Raw genomic sequence first — 18,345 nt, 5'->3', positions numbered from 1 at the left:
TTGCGAGGAGCGAAGCGACGAAGCATTCCGCAGAGGAAGTCAGGATTGCTTCGCATCGCTCGCAATGACGACTGCGATGCTCAAACCGCCTTCACCCGCACCCGCAATCCGTCGCGCGGCTTGGGGATCGGCCACATCTGCCAGTCGGGCTTGTAACCCGGCTCCAGCGATACCTCGATGTTCTGCAGGAAGTGCCGCGCGAAGCATTTGGCCTGCATGTAGGCGAAGTGCAGGCCGAGGCACATATGCGCGCCGCCGCCGAACGGCACCCAGGCGAAGCGGTGGCGGTTGCGCTGGGCCTCTTCGGTGAAGCGCAGAGGATCGAAGCGGTCCGGCTCCGGCCAGATCTCCTTCATGTGGTGGGTGTAGAGCGGATTGACGCCGATCGCGGTGCCGGCCGGAATCGAAAAACCCTTGAAGCTGAAATCGCGCATAGCGCGGCGCGGCATCGAGGGCACCGGCGGCTTGATCCGCAGCGCTTCCTTGAACGCCATCTCCGACAGCGGCATCTTTTCGAGATCGTCGAAGCTGCTTGGCGCGTCAGGGGCGAGCCCCAGCGCCATGACTTCCGCGCGAAGCTTGTCCTGCCAGCCGGGATTTGCCGCGAGTTCGCCAATGAACGACGTCAGCGACGAGGTCAGCGTGTCGTGCGCCGCCATCATCAGGAAGCTCATGTGGTCGATGATGTCCTGTTCCGAGAGCAGCGCGCCGTCCTCGTGGGTTGCGCGGCAGAGCTGCGAGAACAGATCATCACCGCCGAGATTGCCGCGTCGCAGCGGAATCTGCTCGCGGAAATAAGCCACGATGCGCTTGCGTCCCCTGACGCCGGCCGCCATCTGCGTGCCGGGCAGCGGTCGGCGGATCGGGGCGACGGCAGCGGCGACCATGTCGATGAAGGCCCGGTTGATCTCGTCGACCTCCGGCCCGATATCGGCGCCGATAAAGGACGCGGCGGCGAGATCGAGCGTGAGCTGCTTCATCGCCGGATAAAGCTGCATCTCGCCGGGCTTGGCCTTCCACTGCGCGACGCGGGCGGCGATGCCGCGGTCGAGATCGCTCAGATACGACTTCATCGGGCCGGACTTGAATGCGACCGACAGCGCCTTGCGGTGCAGCCGGTGCTCCTCGAAATCCAGCAGCATCAATCCCCGCGGAAACAACAGGCCGAGCACCTTGTTCCAGCCATGGGTCGAGGAGAACAGCTTTTGCTGGTCGAACAGCACGAGCTCGTTGGCCTCGGGGCCGAGCAGCACGATATTGGTCTCGCCGAAGAAATGCGTGCGATAGACGAGGCCGTATTTGGCGCCGTTCGCCTCGATATGCCCTTTGGGGTCCGCGAGCACCTGGAAGGTCTTGCCGATGATCGGCCAGCCTTCGTCGCCGGGGATGTGGGTCAGCTCGTTGCGCTTGGGCGGAGTGAAGCCGTGCGCAGGGGCGGCCACATTCTGCATCGACATGACGATTGCTCCGGTTGGCTGGACCCGGCCAACATAACACAATCCAGCTGCGATGACTCCGCGCCTACCGCTTCGCCGCTTCCTTCTGCAAATCCGGCGCATTGACGGCCGGAATCGCAACGCGGCCGGCGCCGGTCACCTTCAGCGCCTCGGCGGCCTTTTCGTTTTCCATGATCTTGGCCATCACGGCCTGTCCCGCGCGCTCGAAGATCGCGCGGTTCTCGATCACGAATTTTTGCGACTTGCGCAAGCCGTCGATGTAGCCGTTGATCTCGGGCACCACGTAGCGCGCGACCATGTCCCAGCTCCGGCGCGTGTTCTCCGGATTGGCCCAGTCGTGCACGAAGCCGATGACGGCGCCGATTCCGCCGGAGACCTGCATCACGTTCTTGATCATCTTGACGAGGTCGTCGGGCGTGCCGATGACGGAGGCCGCGCCGTCGACGAAAGCGGTCTTGTCCACGGCCTCGTCGGGTGAGGCGAACGCGGTGAGCCCGGGCCGTTGCAGCGTGCCGACATTATATTCATTGTGCCAGCGCATTAGGCCGGGGCCGGCCTCGCGGCGCGCCTGCTCGCGGGTCTCGGCGATGTGCCAGGTCAGCAGCACGCGCCAGTTCGCGCGATCGACTTTGGTGCCGTGCTTTTTCGCCGCGTCCTCGGCGAACTGCCATTGCTGCTGCAGCGACATCAGCCCCTGCGTCGTCATCGAACCCAGCGAAATGATGCCGATTCCGTATTTTCCGGCGAGCGTCATGCCGGAGGGCGAGATCTGCGAGGCCACGACGAAGGGCATTTCCTCCTGCAACGGCAGGAGCTGCAGCGCGGCGTCGTTCATGGTGAACCAGTCGCTCTTCGCCGTGACGCGCTCGCCGCTGAAGAGGCGGCGGATCACGCCGATCGCTTCGTCCTGGCGGTCGCGCTGCGTCATCGGATCGATGCCGAGCGTATGCGCGTCGGAGGCGAGCGCGCCGGGACCCGAGCCGAAGATGGCGCGGCCGCCGGTCATGTGGTCGAGCTGCACCATGCGCTGCGCGACGTTGTAGGGATGATGGTAGGGCAGCGACACCACGCCGGTGCCGAGCCTGATCCGCTTGGTGCGCTCGCCGGCCGCCGCCAGGAACATCTCCGGCGAGGCGATCATCTCCCAGCCGGAGGAATGATGCTCGCCGCACCAGAACTCGTCATAACCGAGGCTATCTAACTGCTCGACCAGGTCGAGATCGCGCCGGAACTGGAGCATCGGATGCTCCCCGATCGGATGATGCGGGGCAAGGAAGGCTCCGAACTTCAGGCGCGCCATGGCGTTCTCTCCGGCTTACATTTTTTTGTTTGTGGCGCGAAGCTACGTGTTGGAGACAGCGAACGCAATCGCGCGATGTCCCGCGCGGCGGAATGCAGCCATGCGTATGTCGTCTTCCTCTCCCGGCACGCTGAGAGAGGCGGAACGCGCGAGGATCCTACCTTCGAGGTAATCGCGGCGCCGCATGCGGTCTGAGATGATCGGCAAGGACATCCGAGGATCACGCGCCGATGCATCAAACCGTCACAAAGCAGGTCGACACGTCGCGTCGCTGGTGGGTGCTGGCGATCGTCGTGGCCGCCCAGTTCATGTTCGGCGTCGATGCCTTCGTGGTCAACGTCGCCATTCCGACCATCGCGGTCGAGTTGAAGGAGTCGCCGGCTCAGATCGAATCCGTCATCGCGATCTACCTGATCGCCTATGCCACGCTGGTCGTCACCGGCGGCCGGCTTGGCGACATTCACGGCACCAGGAACGTGTTCCTGGCTGGCCTGCTCGGTTTCACCCTGACGTCGCTGTGGTGCGGACTGGCGCGATCCGGTTCGGAGTTGATCGTCGCGCGGTTGACGCAGGGTGCCTCCGCCGCGCTGATGGTGCCGCAGGTGCTGGCGACGCTGCATCTCCTGTTCACCGACGAACAGCGCAACCGCGCCTTCGCCATCTACGGCATTGTGCTGGGGCTCGCGGGTGCCGCGGGCTTTCTGCTCGGCGGTCTCCTGGTCACGATCGATCTCGCCGGCACCGGCTGGCGCTCGGTGTTCTTCGTCAATGTGCCGTGCGGTCTCGTGATCGCGGTGGCGGCCTGGCGCATCATGCCCTCGGCACCGCATCGCGCCGGCACACGGCTTGACATCACGGGCAGCATCGTCCTGTTCGCCGGATTGCTGTGCATGATCGGTCCGCTGCTGCTGGGTCACGATGTCGGCTGGGCACCGTGGCTGTGGCTGGTGATGGCGGTCGGCGCCGCGATCCTCCTGGGGTTCCCGAAGCTGGAGCATGCGGTGACACGCGCCGGCGGCATGCCGCTGATTGATCTCTCGCTGCTGGCGGACGCCGCTTTCCTGCGCGGCCTTGGCGCGGCGTTCTTTTTCTTCTCCGCCAATCTCTCGTTCTATCTGGTCATGACGCTGTTCATGCAGCGAGGGCTGAAAATCCCGCCGCTCGCGGCCGGCATGGCCTTCATTCCGCTCGCGCTCGCTTTCGTCGTGGCCTCGCGCCACAGCGGCGTACGGGCGCGCCATCGCGGCACCAGGGTCTTGATCGAAGGCTGCGCGCTTCAGATCGCGGGCCTCGCGGCGCTTGCGCTGGTCGCGTTCTCTGTCGACGCGCCGTCCGCGCTCCTGCTCGCGCTCACCATGATCGTGTTCGGCTACGGTCAGGGGCTGGTGATGGCGCCGCTCTCCGGCGCGGTGCTCTCGACGGTGAAGCCTGTGGCCGCAGGTTCTGCCTCCGGCATGTACGGCACCACGGCGCAGATCGGAAATGCGGCCGGAGTGGCCGCAATCGGCGCCATGTTTTTCGCCGTCGAAGCGGTGCAATCAGCGCGCGCAGGATTTCTCGTCTCGCTCGCACTGTTCGCAACATTAATCATGATCTGCGCCGCATTCCTGGCGTGGATGCGCCGGGTATCTGCACGAAGTTGAGGCATTGCGGTTAATGCGTGCTGATTTCTGCAGGCTTTCCTGAGATTTAGCACCTCATCGACAGCACACGGTCTTTTTATTTTGCGCTGCAGCAACTATTTGGTTTGGGTGGACGTTGAACGTCGCCTGCTAGGAGCTGCCGTGTCGTTAACCAGAAATGTCGATCTCTTGAGACGTCTGCCAAAGCTGGACGGATTGCGCTTCGCCGAGTTTGGCCGGAGCGCCGATGCGTCCAGTCCGTTGCAAGAGGTCACGGGCTTCGGCGACAATCCCGGCAATCTGCGCCTGTTCGCGTTCGTGCCGCCGCAACTGCAGAAGCCGCGCGCGCTCGTCGTCGTGCTGCACGGCTGCGGCCAGACGGCGGCAAGCTACGACCTCGGTGCCGGATGGTCGACGCTCGCCGAGCACTACGGCTTCGCGCTGTTGATGCCCGAGCAGCAGCGCATCAACAACAGCAACACCTGCTTTAACTGGTTCAATCCGGAAGACACGGCGCGGGACAGTGGCGAGGCCTGTTCGATTCGCGAGATGATCGCGCATATGACGGAAACGCATCGCGTCGATCCCAAGCGCATCTTCATCACGGGCCTGTCGGCCGGCGGCGGCATGACGTCGGTGATGCTCGCGACCTACCCTGAAGTCTTCGCGGCCGGTGCGGTGATCGCGGGACTTCCCTACGGCATCGCGACCAATCTGCGCGAGGCGCTCGACGGCATGTTTCATTCCCCGGAGCGGCCGGCGCGTGAACTTGGCGATCTGGTGCGGCGGGCCTCGAATCATCGCGGGCCCTGGCCGAGGATCTCGGTGTGGCACGGCAGCGCCGATCGCACCGTCAATCCCGGCAATGCCAACGAGATCGTCAAGCAATGGCTCGACCTGCACGATCTGCCCGAGGCGCCGATGGCGGAAACTGACATCGACGGCTATCCCCGCCAGGCCTGGTGGAACAAGGACGGCGAGACGCTCGTCGAGTCCTACGCCATCACCGACATGGCCCACGGCACGCCGCTCGGCCTTGCCGACAACGACCAGCGCTATGGCGTGGAAGGCGCGTTCCTGATCGAGGCCGGCATCTCCTCGTCTTATCACATCGCCAAATTCTTCGGCCTCACCGGCTGGATTCCCGACGCTGCGAAGAAGGCGGAGGCAAAGCCGACGCCGGCCCGCTCGCCCGCGCCGCATCTGGCGCGCTCGATCCGCGCCGCGATCGCCGAAGAGCCGGCCGAGCCGAAGCGCGAGGAGGCCCGCGGCTTCGATCTCGGCCAGATCATTACGCGCGCGCTCACGGCCGCGGGATTGATGAAGTAACTCAGGCCGTCGCGCCGATAAGGCAGGAGTTTTGTGCCCGTCGTCGCTGCGATCCGCGAATGGGGTGACCGCAACCTGAGCCAGCCCGCGGCGTTCGCAGACGCCGCGGAATAGGCGCTCACATCTCGCCGGTGATGAACGGATTTGTCATCCGCTCCTGGCCGATGCTCGAGCCGGCGCCATGGCCGCAGATGAAGCCGACATCGTCGCCGAGCGGCAGCAGCTTGGTCTTGATCGAGTCGATCAGCGTCGCGTGACTGCCGCCGGGCAGATCGGTGCGACCGACCGAGCCCGCGAACAGGACGTCGCCGACATGGGCGAAGCGCAAGTCCTTGTTGAAGAACACCACGCTGCCGGGCGAGTGGCCGGGGCAATGATAGATCTCGAACTGGAGATCGCCGATGGCCACGCTGTCGCCTTCGTCGAGCCAACGGTCCGGCTCGAAATTGCGCACCCCCGTCATGCCGAAGCGCGCGCCGCTCTCGACCACGTTGTCGAGCAGGAATTTGTCCGCGACGTGCGGGCCCTCGATCGGCACCTTCAGCGCGTCGCGCAGTTCGGCCGCGCCGCCGACATGGTCGATATGGCCGTGGGTGAGCCAGATCTTCTCCACGGTGACGCCGGTCTGCTTGATGGCGTCCAGGATCTTCGGCACGTCGCCGCCGGGATCGATCACCACGGCCTTCTTGGAAGGCTCGTCCCAGATGATGGTGCAATTCTGCTCGAACAGCGTCACGGGGACGATGATCGCGCCTGCCTTCGCGCTGGCCTCAGCTTGTGTCTCGTTTTGCTCGGTCATGGCGCCACAATGCCGATTTTTGCCATGCCGCCAAGCAAAAGATTTCTCCCCGGGGCCTGGGAACAACCGCAGACATCGTCACACGGCCGTCCCAATTCGCCTGCTGGTTTGAACCGGAGCGCTCCTTCCGCGTTCTCCCGCGCAACAAGCAGTTTTGGATGGATTTCCCGCATGGCTCAGGGCGGCAGCGATTGGTGGCGCGACGGCATCTTCTATCAGGTCTATCCGCGCTCCTTTCAGGATTCAAACGGCGACGGTGTCGGCGATCTCGCCGGCATTTTGCAGCGGCTACCTTATGTGAAATCGCTCGGCGTCGACGCGATCTGGCTGTCGCCGATCTTCCCCTCGCCGATGGCCGATTTCGGCTACGACATCTCCGACTACACGGGCATCGAGCCGCTGTTCGGCACGATGGCGGATTTCGATGCGCTTCTCGCCGCCGCGCACGACAACGGCCTTAAGCTGATCCTCGACCTCGTGCCGAACCACACCTCGGACCAGCATCCCTGGTTCGTCGAGAGCCGTTCCTCGCGCGACAATCCCAAACGCGACTGGTACATCTGGCGCGACCCGGGCGAGGGTGGCGGCGTGCCGAATAATTGGCTGTCCGAGTTCGGCGGCAGCGCGTGGCAGTTCGACGAGACCACCGGCCAATACTACTATCATGCCTTCCTCGCCCAGCAGCCGGATCTCAACTGGCGCAATCCCGATGTCCGCGCGGCAATCTACGACGTGATGCGGTTCTGGCTGGAGAAAGGCGTCGACGGCTTTCGCGTCGACGTGATCTGGCATCTGATCAAGGACGCCGAGTTCCGCGACAACCCGCCCAATCCGCATTATGCCGAGGGCCGGCCGCCGAACGAAAAGATAATGACGCAATATTCCACCGACCAGCCGGAGGTGCACGACGTCATCGCCGAGATGCGCCGCGTCACGGATGCCTATGATGCCCGCGTCCTGATCGGCGAGATCTATCTGCCGCTGCATCGCCTCATGGCCTATTACGGCAACGATCTCACCGGCGCGCAGATGCCGTTCAACTTCGCGCTGCTCTCGACCTTCTGGAGCGCGCGCTCGATCGAGAAAATCGTCGAGGATTACGAGAAGGCGCTGCCGAAGGGCGCCTGGCCGAACTGGGTGCTCGGCAATCATGACCGTCCACGCGTCGCAAGCCGCGTCGGGCCGGAGCAGGCCCGCGTCGCCGCCATGCTGCTGCTGACGCTGCGCGGCACGCCGACGCTCTACTATGGCGACGAGATCGGCATGCATCAGCTCGCGATCGCGCCCGAGGACGTGCGCGACCCCTTCGAGAAGAACGTGCCCGGCATCGGTGTCGGCCGCGACGGCTGCCGCACACCGATGCAGTGGGATTCTTCCAACTTCGCCGGCTTCTCGGACGTCAGGCCATGGCTGCCGCTGCCGGAGGATCACATCCGCAACAACGTCGTCGATCTCGAGGCCGATTCACGTTCGATCCTGACGCTCTATAAGCGTCTGATCGCGTTGCGGCAGGGCTGTCCGCCGCTGGTCGCGGGCGACTATCATCCGCTTGCCGCGCAAGGCGATCTCCTGATCTATCGCCGCGAGGCCGAGGGCAGGGCGGTCACCGTGGTGCTCAATCTCGGCCCTGAGCCGATCGCGGTCACCACCAGCGCGATCAGGTTCGGCAGCGAGATTCTGCTGTCGACATTCCTGGATCGCGAGCGAGAGCGGATCGAAGGCGTGCTGGATCTGCGCGGCAACGAGGGCGTGATCATCACGCCACCCTGACCGTCGTCCTGGACAAGCGAAGCGCAGATCCAGGACCCATTGCCCCAGGGAGTGGTTTGACGAAGATTCGTGGTGATAGCTTCGTACAACAATCACCTATTGGGGTAATGGGTCCTGGCTTTCGCCAGGACGACAACGGAGTGCGTGGTCGCACTGACTACCCCGGATGCTTGTTCCCTCGCACCGTCCCGTCGATATCGCTCCGCTTCAACAGATAGTCCAATCCGCCGACGCGGTACCAGCGATAGCCATAGGGCTCCAGCACGACGCGGTGCTGGCCGCGCTTGTCGGCGTGGCTGTGGTCCTCCGCGAGCAGATTGATCAGGTGCGCGCCGGCCTCGCGTGGCAGCCCCGCCGAGAACGCGATCTCGCGCGGCTTCTCGTCGAGATTGTGCACGAACAGCACGGAATTGTTGCGCCAGTCATAGCGCATGATGAACACGGCGGGATCGCGCGTCGCGATGATCGAAAAATCGCCCCAGCCGATCTCCGGCACCTCCTTGCGCATGCGGACGATGCGCTCGGTCCAGTTCAGCATCGAGTTGGGATCGCGCCGCTGCTTGGCGACGTTGACGTGCGGATAGCCGTACGGTCCTTCGTCGATGACGGGCAAGGCCGGCTTGTCGCTGGTGGTGAAGCCGCCATGCGGCTCCGTCGACCATTGCATCGGCGTGCGCGCGCAATTGCGCTCGGGGAGGGAAAGATCATCGCCCATCGCGATCTCGTCGCCGTAGCGGATCACGGGCGTTCCCGGCAGCGTGCACATCAGGCTGTAGGCGAGCTCGAGCCGCCGGCGGTCGCCACCGAGCATCGGTGCCAGGCGACGGCGAATGCCGCGGTCGTAGAGCTGCATGTCCTTGTCAGGACCGAAGCTTTTGAACACGGTGTCGCGCTGCGCCTTGGTCAATCGCCCGAGATCGAGCTCGTCATGATTGCGCAGGAACAGGCCCCATTGCGCCGAGGCGGGCCGCGGCTTGGTCGCCTTCAGCGCTTTCCCCAGCGGGCGGGAATCGGACGAGGCCAGCGCATAGAACAGATGCTGGTTGACCTGGAAATTGAACATCATATGCATGCGGTCGGCATCACGGCCGAAATATTCCATGTCCGTCTTCGGCAGCACGTTGGCCTCGGCGAGGATGATGGCATCGCCCTGCCGCCATTGCAGGAATTCACGGAACGTCCGCAGCATGTCGTATTGTTCGGCCGGCTTTTTCACTTTGGCGCCTTTGGTCGCGATGACGAAAGGCACGGCATCCATCCGAAAGCCTGAGACGCCGAGTTGGATCCAGAAGCCCATGATCTTCAAAATCTCGGCCTGCACGCGAGGGTTCGAGGTGTTGAGGTCGGGCTGGAAATCGTAGAAGCGGTGGAAGTACCAGGCGCCGGCTTCCTTGTCGCGCGTCCATGTCGATTTCTGAACGCCGGGAAAGACCATGCCCTGATTGGCGTTGGCCGGCTTCTTGTCGGACCAGACATACCAATCGCGGTAGGGCGAATTCCTGTCGCTCCGCGCCGCCTTGAACCAGGGATGCTGGTCGGAGGTGTGGTTGACGACGAGATCGATGATGACGCGAATGCCGCGTTGCTTGCAGCCATGAGTGAACTCGACGAAATCGCCGAGCGTGCCGTAGCGGGCATCGACGCTGTAATAATCCGCGACATCGTAGCCGTCGTCGCGGCCGGGCGAGGTCTGGAACGGCATCAGCCAGATCGTGGTGATGCCGAGGCCGTGCAGATAATCGAGCCGGCGCAACAGGCCCTTGAAATCGCCGATGCCATCGCCGTTGGCGTCCATATAGGTGCCGACGGACAGGCAATAGATGATGGCGTTCTTGTACCAGAGATCGTCGATCATGCGCGCGCAGCCTCGGTGGTTCCGCCGAGGTGCGGCGGCTGCGTGATAAGTGTTAAGAGCGAGAGCGGTTCCGTACCCCGCCGTCGTCCTGGACAAGCGAAGCGCAGATCCAGGACCAATACCACAGGCCGAAATTTGACGAGGACTGGTGGTGATCCCCTCGTGCACCAACGATCCCTTGGAGTCATGGTCCTGGCTCCCGTGCGCAATTGCGCACTAGGCCAGGACGACGACGGAGGAATCGGCTATCCTCCCCCGATGGACAACACCGCCCGAATTGCCCTCGTGCCGCCGCCGGACCGCCGTCAATCCGAGACGGCGCTGGCGATCGCGCGCGGCACGGCGCGATTGTTGCGCTCGCTCGGCTTCACCTGCATCAGCGAATTACCGCTGCCCTCGGGGCGACGCGCCGATCTCGTCGCGCTGAACGAGCGGGGCGAGATCTGGATCGTCGAGATCAAATCGTCGGTGGAGGATTTGCGCGCCGATCAGAAATGGCACGAATACCGGGCGCATTGCGACCGGCTGTTCTTCGCCTTCACGCAGGACCTGCCTTGCGAGATCTTTCCGCAAGATACCGGCTTGATCATCGCGGATGCCTATGGTGCGCACCTGCAATGCGAGGCGCCCGAGCACAAGCTCGCTGCGGCCACGCGCAAGCAGATGACGGTGCGGTTCGCCATGGCGGCGGCGTTGCGGATCAACCGGCTGGTCGATCCGCAGGGGCATGCGGAGTTTTGGGAATAGCGGCGCCGCGAGCGCGATGCCGTAGGGTGGGCAAAGCGGAGCGTGCCCACCATCCAGGTCAAAGATTGAAGCAGACATGGTGGGCACGGCGCTTTGCGCCTTGCCCACCCTACGGCACCGTTATCGCGGCGCGCGCTTGGCCAAAATCCGCTGCAACGTGCGCCGATGCATGTTGAGCCTGCGTGCCGTCTCCGAGACGTTGCGGTTGCACATCTCGTAAATGCGCTGGATGTGTTCCCAGCGCACGCGGTCGGCCGACATCGGGTTCGCCGGCAACTCGGACTTGTCCGAGCCGGTCGACAGCAGCGCCGCGACGACGTCGTCGGCGTCCGCGGGTTTCGAGAGATAATCGACCGCGCCCATCTTCACCGCGGTGACGGCGGTGGCGATGTTGCCATAGCCGGTCAGCACGATCGCGCGGGCGTCGGGGCGCTTCTTCTTCAGCGCCGAGACCACGTCGAGACCGTTGCCATCACCGAGCCGCAGATCGACCACGGCGAATGCCGGCGCCGCCTTGCCGATCTGCGCCAGACCGTCCGAGACGGTGTCGCATGACGTCACCGCAAAGCCGCGCGTTTCCATGGCGCGCGACAGCCGCTCCAGAAACGGCTTGTCGTCCTCCACGATCAGCAGCGAGCGGTCGGTCTGTTCGTTCAGTTCGGCGATGGCGTTCAAGGTTTCGTCCTCTCTCCAGCGCGTCTACATATGGCGGCGCAATCGGGCGGTGCCAAGGGCGCCAATGGTCGATCGGCCCCGTTGTGCGACGCAAGGTCGCGGCCTATCCTATTGTTTCTTCGAAGGTCTCGATAGCCTCAAAACGGTCTCGCGGCCACGTGATCTGGACCACTGCGCCATGGTCCGGAAAGGTCCGGTTGGTAAACGAGACCTTGGCGCCGGTGCGCTCCAGCAAGGTGCGCGCGATGAACACGCCGAGCCCGAGGCCGCCGCCTTCGTCCTTGCTGCGCCGCCGCGACAAATAGGGCTCGCCGATCCGGTTCAGGATGTCAGGCGGAATCCCGGGACCATCGTCGGAGATCACGAGCTCGATTGTGTCCTTGTTCCACCACGCATTCACCTCGACGGTGGTGCGGGCGAAATCGACCGCGTTCTCGACGATATTGCCGACGCCGTAGAGGATCGCCGGATTGCGCGAGCCGACCGGTTCGGCCACGATGGCGACGGCGATGCGCACCTTGATATCGACGCCGAAATCGCGGTGCGGCGCCACCACCTCCTCGATCAGCTCCGACAGCTTCATGCGGTCGAACGGCGCGCCGGTGGAGGAGAGCTGGGTGATCTTGCTCAATATGTCGCGGCAACGCTGCGTCTGCTCGCGCAGGGTCTTCAGGTCGGCGGCAAAGTTCGGCTCCTTCACCGTCTTCTCCAGCTCGCGCGAGATCAGGAAGATCGTCGCGAGGGGCGTGCCGAGCTCGTGCGCTGCGGCTGCGGCCAGGCCGTCGAGCTGGGTCAGATGCTGCTCGCGCGTCAGCACCAGCTCGGTCGCGGCCAGCGCGTCGGCGAGCTTGCGCGCCTCCTCGGTGACCTGGAACGAGTAGAGGCTGGTGACGCCGATCGCGAGCGCGATCGAGAGCCAGACGCCGACGAGATAGATCGGCGGCAGCACCAGCGGATCATCAGAATCCCAGGGCAGCGGCAGATGGAAGAAGAACAGGACCGAGGCGCAGGCGACAGCCAGCACGCCGAGGCCGAAGGTGAAGCGGGCCGGCAGCGCCGTCGCGGAGATCAGCACGGGCGCGAGGAACAGGAACGAGAACGGGTTCTGGAGTCCGCCGGTGAAGAACAGGAGACCCGCCAGCTCCACGATGTTGAGCGCGAGCAGTCCGGCCGCCTGCATCGGCTCCAGCCGCTGCAGCGGATTGGACACGGTCTGGAGCGCCAGATTGAGCGCCGCCGACAGGGCGATGATGCTGACGCAGGGAACGATCTCGACATTGAATTCCAGCCCCTGCGCCACGATGAAGATCGCGGCGAGCTGGCCGAGCACCGCGAGCCAGCGCAGTCGCAGGATCGTATCCAGGCGGATATGCCGCTGCGCGGGGCGAAAGTCGGAAGCGGCAAGTTCGGTCATTTCGGCCAATGGGGCGGTGCCTTCTCGATCACAAGCGCGCGGCTCACGGAACCGCCGGATTACAAGCCTTGCGCTCTCCGCTGCAATAGCAGAAGAACGCCCAGCATGACGGAGAATGACAAGGCTTCAAGCTGGCCGACTGTCGCGGATCGCAGCCTCTCCGCGGCAATCGCGGTCGATCACCTGGTCAAGGTCTACAAGCAGACCCGCGCCGTCGACGACATCTCCTTTTCGCTTCCGCGCGGCAGCATCACCGGGCTGCTGGGCGGCAACGGCGCCGGCAAGACCACGACCATCGCGACGATCATGGGCCTCGTGCTGCCGACCTCCGGCCGCGTGCAGGTGCTCGGGCATCGGATGCCGGAGGACAGCGCGTCCGTGCTGGGTCGGATGAACTTCGAGAGCCCCTATGTCGACATGCCGATGCGGCTCACGGTGCGTCAGAACCTCACGGTGTTCGGCAAGCTCTATGCGGTGAAGAACCTCTCCGATCGCATCGCTGAGCTCGCCGACGATCTCGATCTCACCGAGTTCATCGACCGCGCCAACGGCAAGCTCTCCGCAGGACAAAAGACGCGCGTTGCGCTCGCCAAGGCGCTGATCAACCAGCCCGAGCTGCTGTTGCTGGACGAGCCGACCGCCTCGCTCGATCCCGACACCGCCGACTGGGTCCGGGGGCATCTGGAGCGTTATCGCATGGCGAACAACGCCACCATCCTCTTGGCGTCGCACAACATGCTCGAGGTCGAGCGGCTCTGCGATCGCGTCATCATCATGAAGCGCGGCCGTATCGAGGACGACGATACGCCCGAAGCCATCATGGCCCGCTACAACCGCACCACGCTGGAAGAGGTGTTTCTGGACGTCGCGCGCGGAAGGGTGAACGGCGCGCAGGAGGTGGCACGATGAGCCAGGCCGTATGTTGCGACCGTAGCCCGGGTGAGCGAAGCGATACCCGGGAACGCCGCCAGCAAGGTCCCGGATATCGCTTCGCTCATTCGGGCTACGCGGTGCCGCAATGACCGAACTCTCCCTCCACCGCGGCATCTCCGTCCACCGCATTGGCGCGATGATCCTGCGCTATTGGTACCTGTTGCTGTCGTCCTGGCCGCGGCTGCTCGAGCTGCTCTACTGGCCGGCGCTGCAGGTCATCACCTGGGGCTTTCTGCAGCTTTACATCGCGCAGAATGCCAACTTCTTCGCGCGTGCCGGCGGCACCCTGATCGGCGCCGTCATTCTCTGGGACATCCTGTTTCGCGGGCAGCTCGGCTTTTCGATCTCGTTCCTGGAAGAGATGTGGGCGCGCAACCTCGGCAATCTCATGATGAGCCCGTTGAAGCCGATCGAATTTCTGCTGTCCCTGATGATCATGAGCCTGATCCGGCTCGCGATCGGCGTCATCCCCATGACGCTGCTCGCGTTATTCCTGTTTCACTTCAATGTTTATGCGCTCGGCGTGCCGCTGATCGCGTTCTTCTGCAATCTGATCTTCACGAGCTGGTCGGTCGGCATTTTCGTCTCCGGACTGGTGCTGCGAAACGGCCTCGGCGCCGAGAGCATCGTCTGGACCTTGATGTTCGGCATCATGCCGCTCGCCTGCGTCTACTATCCCGTCAGCGTGCTGCCGGTCTGGTTGCAATACATCGCCTGGACGCTGCCGCCGACCTACGTGTTCGAAGGGATGCGCGCGCTGCTGATCGAAAACACCTTCAGGACCGATCTGATGCTGAGCGCGTTGGCCATCAACGCGGTGCTGTTGCTTGCATCTTTTGGGGCATTCCTTGCCCTTTTGCGCAGCGCCAGGATGCAGGGCTCGCTGCTGTCAGGCGGCGAATAACGTCACTTTCTCGTGGATTCTGCCCGGTTTGGGCACCTCGGCCACGTAGATGTACGGAACCATGCATTGACGCAATATTACGCATTCGGCAGTATGCTGCGATGCGAAGAGGAATATAGCGATGCCGATTGGTGAGTTTGGCGGCGCGCCGCCCCTGGTGGCCGAAGGCAGTCCTGTCCTGACGACGCCGATGTACTGGATGTACGAGATGGGGCAAGCCTCTCTCAATCCGGCGCGTGCGATCACGGACGCGACCAAGCTCCTGTTTCAGAATCCGCTGAACCCTTGGGCACGCACCGAGGTTGGCAAGTCGGTTGCCGCGGCCTGCGAATTGTTCGAACGCACCACCCGCCGCTACGGCAAGCCGGAATGGGGCCTCAACGACACCGAGGTCAACGGCATCCGCGTTCCCGTCGAGGTCCGCTCGGTCTGGGAAAAGCCGTTCTGCCGCCTGCTCTACTTCGATCGCAAGTTCGCCCGTCCACTGCGCAGTCCGCATCCACGCGTGCTGATCGTCGCTCCGATGTCCGGCCATTACGCGACGCTCCTCCGCGGTACCGTCGAGGCTTTCCTGCCGGCGCATGAGGTCTACATCACCGATTGGGCCGATGCCCGCATGGTGCCGCTCAGCGACGGCCGCTTCGATCTTGACGACTACATCGACTACGTCATCGAGATGCTGCATGTCCTCGGCGGCAACACGCATGTGCTGGCGGTGTGCCAGCCCTCGGTTCCCGTCGTCGCTGCCGTTTCGATTATGGAAGCGCTACGCGATCCCTTTGTGCCGACCTCGATGACGCTGATGGGCGGCCCGATCGACACCCGGCGCAATCCGACTGCGGTGAACAACCTGGCCCAGGAGCGCGGCATCGACTGGTTCCGCAACCACGTCATCACCAAGGTGCCGTTCCCGCATCCGGGTATGATGCGCGACGTCTATCCGGGCTTCTTGCAGCTCAACGGCTTCATCAGCATGAATCTCGACCGGCATATGGATGCCCACAAGCAGCTATTCGCCAACCTGGTGAAGGGCGACGGCGACCTCGTCGACAAGCATCGTGACTTCTACGACGAATATCTCGCGGTGATGGATCTCTCCGCCGAGTATTACCTGCAGACCGTGGACACCGTGTTCGTGAAGCATTCGCTGCCGAAGGGCGAGATGACCCATCGTGGAACACGCGTCGATCCCTCCAAGGTCACGCGCGTCGCGTTGATGACCGTCGAAGGCGAGAACGACGACATCTCCGGCATCGGTCAGACCGAAGCAACGCACACATTGTGCAGCTCGATTCCCGATCACCGCCGCGTTCATTACGTCCAGAAGGGCGTCGGACATTACGGCGTGTTCAATGGCTCGCGCTTCAAATCGGAAATCGTGCCGCGCATCCACGACTTCATGGTCTCGGCGGCGAATCCGAGCTCATTGCAGGCTCTCGCGGCCGAATAATCGCGTTTTTCGGCTTTCCCGCTGAAAATCGACGCCCTGTCGGAGGCTCCGACAGGGGCGAGTTCCCGCTAGATTCGCGGTATTTAGGTAGCTTTGTAGGAGTGAGTCCAACCTCACCCCTTGGGGGTGCCACATGCGCCGAACGGGGGCGAAAAAAGCCGGTTCCAACCCCAGTCTGTAGGGTCTCCCGGACGCCAGACCCCTGTATATTGGGCAAATGATTTGTTTTTGCGCCGAGCGCTTTCCCTGGCGGCGGTTATGGCAGAATCCGGGCGCTCTCCTGCCCCCCGGACTGACAGACATGGCCACTCGCGCACTCCTCTATCGGCGGCCCCACGAGCCGAAGACCCTCCTGATCACCCATGGATCGCAATATTTTGCGATTCGACTGCGCCGGCATCGCCGCGCGCGCCGTTACACGCTCAGAATTCATCCGAGCGATCGCGAAGCCATCCTCACCATGCCGCCGCGCGGCACGCTCGCCGAAGCAAAAGACTTCGCGCAGCGCCACGGCGCGTGGATCGCGGCACGTCTCGGCCGTTTGCCGAAGGCCGCGCCGTTCCAGCCTGGCACAGTGATACCACTTCGCGGCACGGCCCATCGCATCGTTCATCGCGCCGGCACGCGCGGTACGGTGTGGACGGAAGTGCGCGACAGCGGGGAGCGCATTCTCTGCGTCGCCGGCGGCGTCGAGCATGCGGACCGTCGCATCAGCGACTTCCTCAAGCGCGAGGCTCGCCGCGACCTTCAGCGTGCGGCGGAATCCTATGCCGCCGAGCTCGGCGTCAAGGTCAAGCGGCTCTCGATCCGCGATCAATCCAGTCGTTGGGGCTCCTGCACCTCGGCCGGCTCGCTGTCGTTCTCCTGGCGCCTGATCCTCGCGCCGCCCTACGTGCTCGACTATCTCGCCGCCCACGAGGTCGCCCATCTCGTTGAGATGAACCACTCGGCGCGGTTCTGGCGCGTCTGCGGCAAGGTCTGCCCGTCGATGGAGCGCGCCAAGAAGTGGCTCGATACGTACGGCAACGACCTGCACCGCTACGGGGTCGAGGATTAGGCCCTCGCTGCCAACCTCCATCTGACGCTGTCATCGCCCGGCTCGACCGGGCGATCCAGTGTTCCGAGGCGGTTGTTATTGAACCGAGAGGCCGCGGCGTACTGGATTCCCGCGTTCGCGGGAATGACAGTTGAGAATGCAGCGACGTCCGCGCGTACTCAATTCATCCCTCTGCTCAGGCGCTGACATCCGCGCTTGTCCCCGGCTGCGTGCGCGAGGCGAGATAGGATGACTGCAATTGCACGCCGGCCTTCTGGCCCTCGGCCAGCATCGCCTGGAAGGCTGCGTCGAGTTGATCGCGGCTATAGGTTGCGGAGCTGCTTTCACGCGGGGTCCATTGCGATTGCGTGATCGCGGTGGAAGCTTTTTCAACGGTGCCACCGAGCCGCTCGGCGTATCTGTCGGCCCGCCACTGCGCCAGATCTGGTCCACTCAGATCGGGTGGATCCTCCAGCTTGCCGATCTTTCCAGCCGCCTCGTTGGTCATCGTTGAGGACCCGCCATTGTACAGGGTGGCGACCACCTTGCCGTCGACCTTCACCTGAGCATAGGTGTTCTCAGTGGCATCGTCCGAGACGACCGACTGAGTTGCGCTCGTGTCATGGGTCATCAGCCAGTTCGTTGCCATGAGGTCGCGCAGGTGAGGATTGTCCGCCGCCGATATCGACTTGGCGCCTGTCAGGGGCTTGACCTGCGAGACGTCAATCCGAAAGCCGTCGGTCGCAGCATCAGTCGCATCCGGTCCCGCCGGCTGAAGACTCGATGTCCTATTCGAAGCGGACGTTGATGCGGGTCGCAGATGAGGCAACGCCGCGCTGGATACACCCGACATCATGGAACGCTCTCCGATACTTGCTCAACCTGTGAGAGCAAATCCCGGGCCGCCGACCGGAGCTTGAAGAGACTGGTGTTTTTGCGTTCCGGGAGCTGCGGGGATCGGCCGATTTTGCCATGGTAGGCAGGACTTGCCGAAGACGACACCGGTGGCGAACCGGGAGAGCCGAGATAGCGGCCGCGTTCGGGATGATGGCGG

15 protein-coding genes are annotated in these 18,345 nt (G+C 63.8%); 8 read left to right on the top strand and 7 right to left on the bottom strand.

Features of this window, described 5'->3' with window-relative positions; genetic code table 11:
- Positions 1–80 precede the first annotated feature (80 nt).
- Both RX329_RS41510 and RX329_RS41505 read right to left on the bottom strand, forming a co-directional pair.
- Positions 81–1,457, bottom strand: a complete 1,377-nt coding sequence (locus tag RX329_RS41510) for a cytochrome P450 (RefSeq protein ID WP_094183357.1) — start codon at positions 1,455–1,457, stop codon at positions 81–83.
- Between the two features lie 64 nt (positions 1,458–1,521).
- Positions 1,522–2,757, bottom strand: coding sequence for an LLM class flavin-dependent oxidoreductase (locus RX329_RS41505; protein WP_018455870.1), 1,236 nt, complete (start codon positions 2,755–2,757; stop codon positions 1,522–1,524).
- 230 nt (positions 2,758–2,987) lie between these two features.
- Between RX329_RS41505 and RX329_RS41500 the strand changes: the two genes are divergently transcribed.
- Both RX329_RS41500 and RX329_RS41495 read left to right on the top strand, forming a co-directional pair.
- Entirely contained in the window at positions 2,988–4,400 is a 1,413-nt protein-coding gene (locus tag RX329_RS41500; RefSeq protein WP_317245446.1) for an MFS transporter, read from the top strand.
- A 141-nt stretch (positions 4,401–4,541) separates the two neighbouring features.
- Positions 4,542–5,708, top strand: coding sequence for a PHB depolymerase family esterase (locus RX329_RS41495; protein WP_085385574.1), 1,167 nt, complete (start codon positions 4,542–4,544; stop codon positions 5,706–5,708).
- Positions 5,709–5,826: 118 nt separating this feature from the next.
- Here the strand turns inward: RX329_RS41495 and RX329_RS41490 are convergent, their stop codons facing one another.
- A complete protein-coding gene (locus RX329_RS41490; RefSeq protein WP_085361953.1) occupies positions 5,827–6,507 on the bottom strand; it encodes an MBL fold metallo-hydrolase in 681 nt (226 codons plus the stop codon).
- A gap of 171 nt (positions 6,508–6,678) precedes the next feature.
- Between RX329_RS41490 and RX329_RS41485 the strand changes: the two genes are divergently transcribed.
- Positions 6,679–8,277, top strand: a complete 1,599-nt coding sequence (locus tag RX329_RS41485) for an alpha-amylase family glycosyl hydrolase (protein ID WP_085361952.1) — start codon at positions 6,679–6,681, stop codon at positions 8,275–8,277.
- Between the two features lie 157 nt (positions 8,278–8,434).
- Here RX329_RS41485 and RX329_RS41480 read toward each other — a convergent pair whose 3' ends face one another.
- Complete coding sequence (locus tag RX329_RS41480) at positions 8,435–10,132, bottom strand: alpha-amylase family protein (protein WP_085361951.1); 1,698 nt, start codon at positions 10,130–10,132, stop codon at positions 8,435–8,437.
- Between the two features lie 258 nt (positions 10,133–10,390).
- Between RX329_RS41480 and RX329_RS41475 the strand changes: the two genes are divergently transcribed.
- Complete coding sequence (locus tag RX329_RS41475) at positions 10,391–10,879, top strand: MmcB family DNA repair protein (RefSeq protein WP_085361950.1); 489 nt, start codon at positions 10,391–10,393, stop codon at positions 10,877–10,879.
- A 120-nt stretch (positions 10,880–10,999) separates the two neighbouring features.
- Here the strand turns inward: RX329_RS41475 and RX329_RS41470 are convergent, their stop codons facing one another.
- Together RX329_RS41470 and RX329_RS41465 are read right to left on the bottom strand one after the other, a co-directional pair.
- On the bottom strand, positions 11,000–11,554 hold the full coding sequence (locus tag RX329_RS41470) for an ActR/PrrA/RegA family redox response regulator transcription factor (RefSeq protein ID WP_007598178.1): 555 nt from the start codon (positions 11,552–11,554) through the stop codon (positions 11,000–11,002).
- 103 nt (positions 11,555–11,657) lie between these two features.
- Entirely contained in the window at positions 11,658–12,968 is a 1,311-nt protein-coding gene (locus RX329_RS41465; protein ID WP_018455877.1) for an ActS/PrrB/RegB family redox-sensitive histidine kinase, read from the bottom strand.
- Between the two features lie 105 nt (positions 12,969–13,073).
- Here RX329_RS41465 and RX329_RS41460 point away from each other — a divergent pair, with 105 nt between their 5' ends.
- From RX329_RS41460 to RX329_RS41445, 4 genes are all read left to right on the top strand, one after another.
- Positions 13,074–13,877 (top strand): ABC transporter ATP-binding protein, encoded by an 804-nt coding sequence (locus RX329_RS41460; RefSeq protein WP_085349757.1) that lies wholly within the window; start codon positions 13,074–13,076, stop codon positions 13,875–13,877.
- Between the two features lie 109 nt (positions 13,878–13,986).
- Positions 13,987–14,805, top strand: coding sequence for an ABC transporter permease (locus tag RX329_RS41455; RefSeq protein WP_018455879.1), 819 nt, complete (start codon positions 13,987–13,989; stop codon positions 14,803–14,805).
- Between the two features lie 121 nt (positions 14,806–14,926).
- Positions 14,927–16,255, top strand: a complete 1,329-nt coding sequence (locus RX329_RS41450; RefSeq protein WP_018455880.1) for a polyhydroxyalkanoate depolymerase — start codon at positions 14,927–14,929, stop codon at positions 16,253–16,255.
- A gap of 217 nt (positions 16,256–16,472) precedes the next feature.
- On the top strand, positions 16,473–17,312 hold the full coding sequence (locus RX329_RS41445; protein ID WP_026233044.1) for a M48 family metallopeptidase: 840 nt from the start codon (positions 16,473–16,475) through the stop codon (positions 17,310–17,312).
- Between the two features lie 175 nt (positions 17,313–17,487).
- Here RX329_RS41445 and RX329_RS41440 read toward each other — a convergent pair whose 3' ends face one another.
- Positions 17,488–18,147: a hypothetical protein gene (locus RX329_RS41440; protein ID WP_085361949.1), complete on the bottom strand. Its 660-nt coding sequence runs from the start codon at positions 18,145–18,147 to the stop codon at positions 17,488–17,490.
- Positions 18,148–18,345: the final 198 nt, after the last annotated feature.

It is taken from the genome of Bradyrhizobium sp. BWC-3-1, assembly GCF_032917965.1.
Classification (GTDB): Bacteria; Pseudomonadota; Alphaproteobacteria; order Rhizobiales; family Xanthobacteraceae; genus Bradyrhizobium; species Bradyrhizobium canariense_D.
This window is presented reverse-complemented; position numbering and strand designations above follow the sequence as displayed.

What these genes read in the sequence shown, in the direction of transcription:
- RX329_RS41510 (WP_094183357.1), bottom strand. Translation starts at nt 1,457, where the DNA reads ATGTCGATGCAGAATGTGGCCGCCCCTGCGCACGGCTTCACTCCGCCC.
- RX329_RS41445 (WP_026233044.1), top strand. Translation starts at nt 16,473, where the DNA reads ATGATTTGTTTTTGCGCCGAGCGCTTTCCCTGGCGGCGGTTATGGCAG.
- RX329_RS41440 (WP_085361949.1), bottom strand. Translation starts at nt 18,147, where the DNA reads ATGATGTCGGGTGTATCCAGCGCGGCGTTGCCTCATCTGCGACCCGCA.
- RX329_RS41455 (WP_018455879.1), top strand. Translation starts at nt 13,987, where the DNA reads ATGACCGAACTCTCCCTCCACCGCGGCATCTCCGTCCACCGCATTGGC.
- RX329_RS41505 (WP_018455870.1), bottom strand. Translation starts at nt 2,757, where the DNA reads ATGGCGCGCCTGAAGTTCGGAGCCTTCCTTGCCCCGCATCATCCGATC.
- RX329_RS41500 (WP_317245446.1), top strand. Translation starts at nt 2,988, where the DNA reads ATGCATCAAACCGTCACAAAGCAGGTCGACACGTCGCGTCGCTGGTGG.
- RX329_RS41465 (WP_018455877.1), bottom strand. Translation starts at nt 12,968, where the DNA reads ATGACCGAACTTGCCGCTTCCGACTTTCGCCCCGCGCAGCGGCATATC.
- RX329_RS41460 (WP_085349757.1), top strand. Translation starts at nt 13,074, where the DNA reads ATGACGGAGAATGACAAGGCTTCAAGCTGGCCGACTGTCGCGGATCGC.
- RX329_RS41490 (WP_085361953.1), bottom strand. Translation starts at nt 6,507, where the DNA reads ATGACCGAGCAAAACGAGACACAAGCTGAGGCCAGCGCGAAGGCAGGC.
- RX329_RS41485 (WP_085361952.1), top strand. Translation starts at nt 6,679, where the DNA reads ATGGCTCAGGGCGGCAGCGATTGGTGGCGCGACGGCATCTTCTATCAG.
- RX329_RS41475 (WP_085361950.1), top strand. Translation starts at nt 10,391, where the DNA reads ATGGACAACACCGCCCGAATTGCCCTCGTGCCGCCGCCGGACCGCCGT.
- RX329_RS41480 (WP_085361951.1), bottom strand. Translation starts at nt 10,132, where the DNA reads ATGATCGACGATCTCTGGTACAAGAACGCCATCATCTATTGCCTGTCC.
- RX329_RS41450 (WP_018455880.1), top strand. Translation starts at nt 14,927, where the DNA reads ATGCCGATTGGTGAGTTTGGCGGCGCGCCGCCCCTGGTGGCCGAAGGC.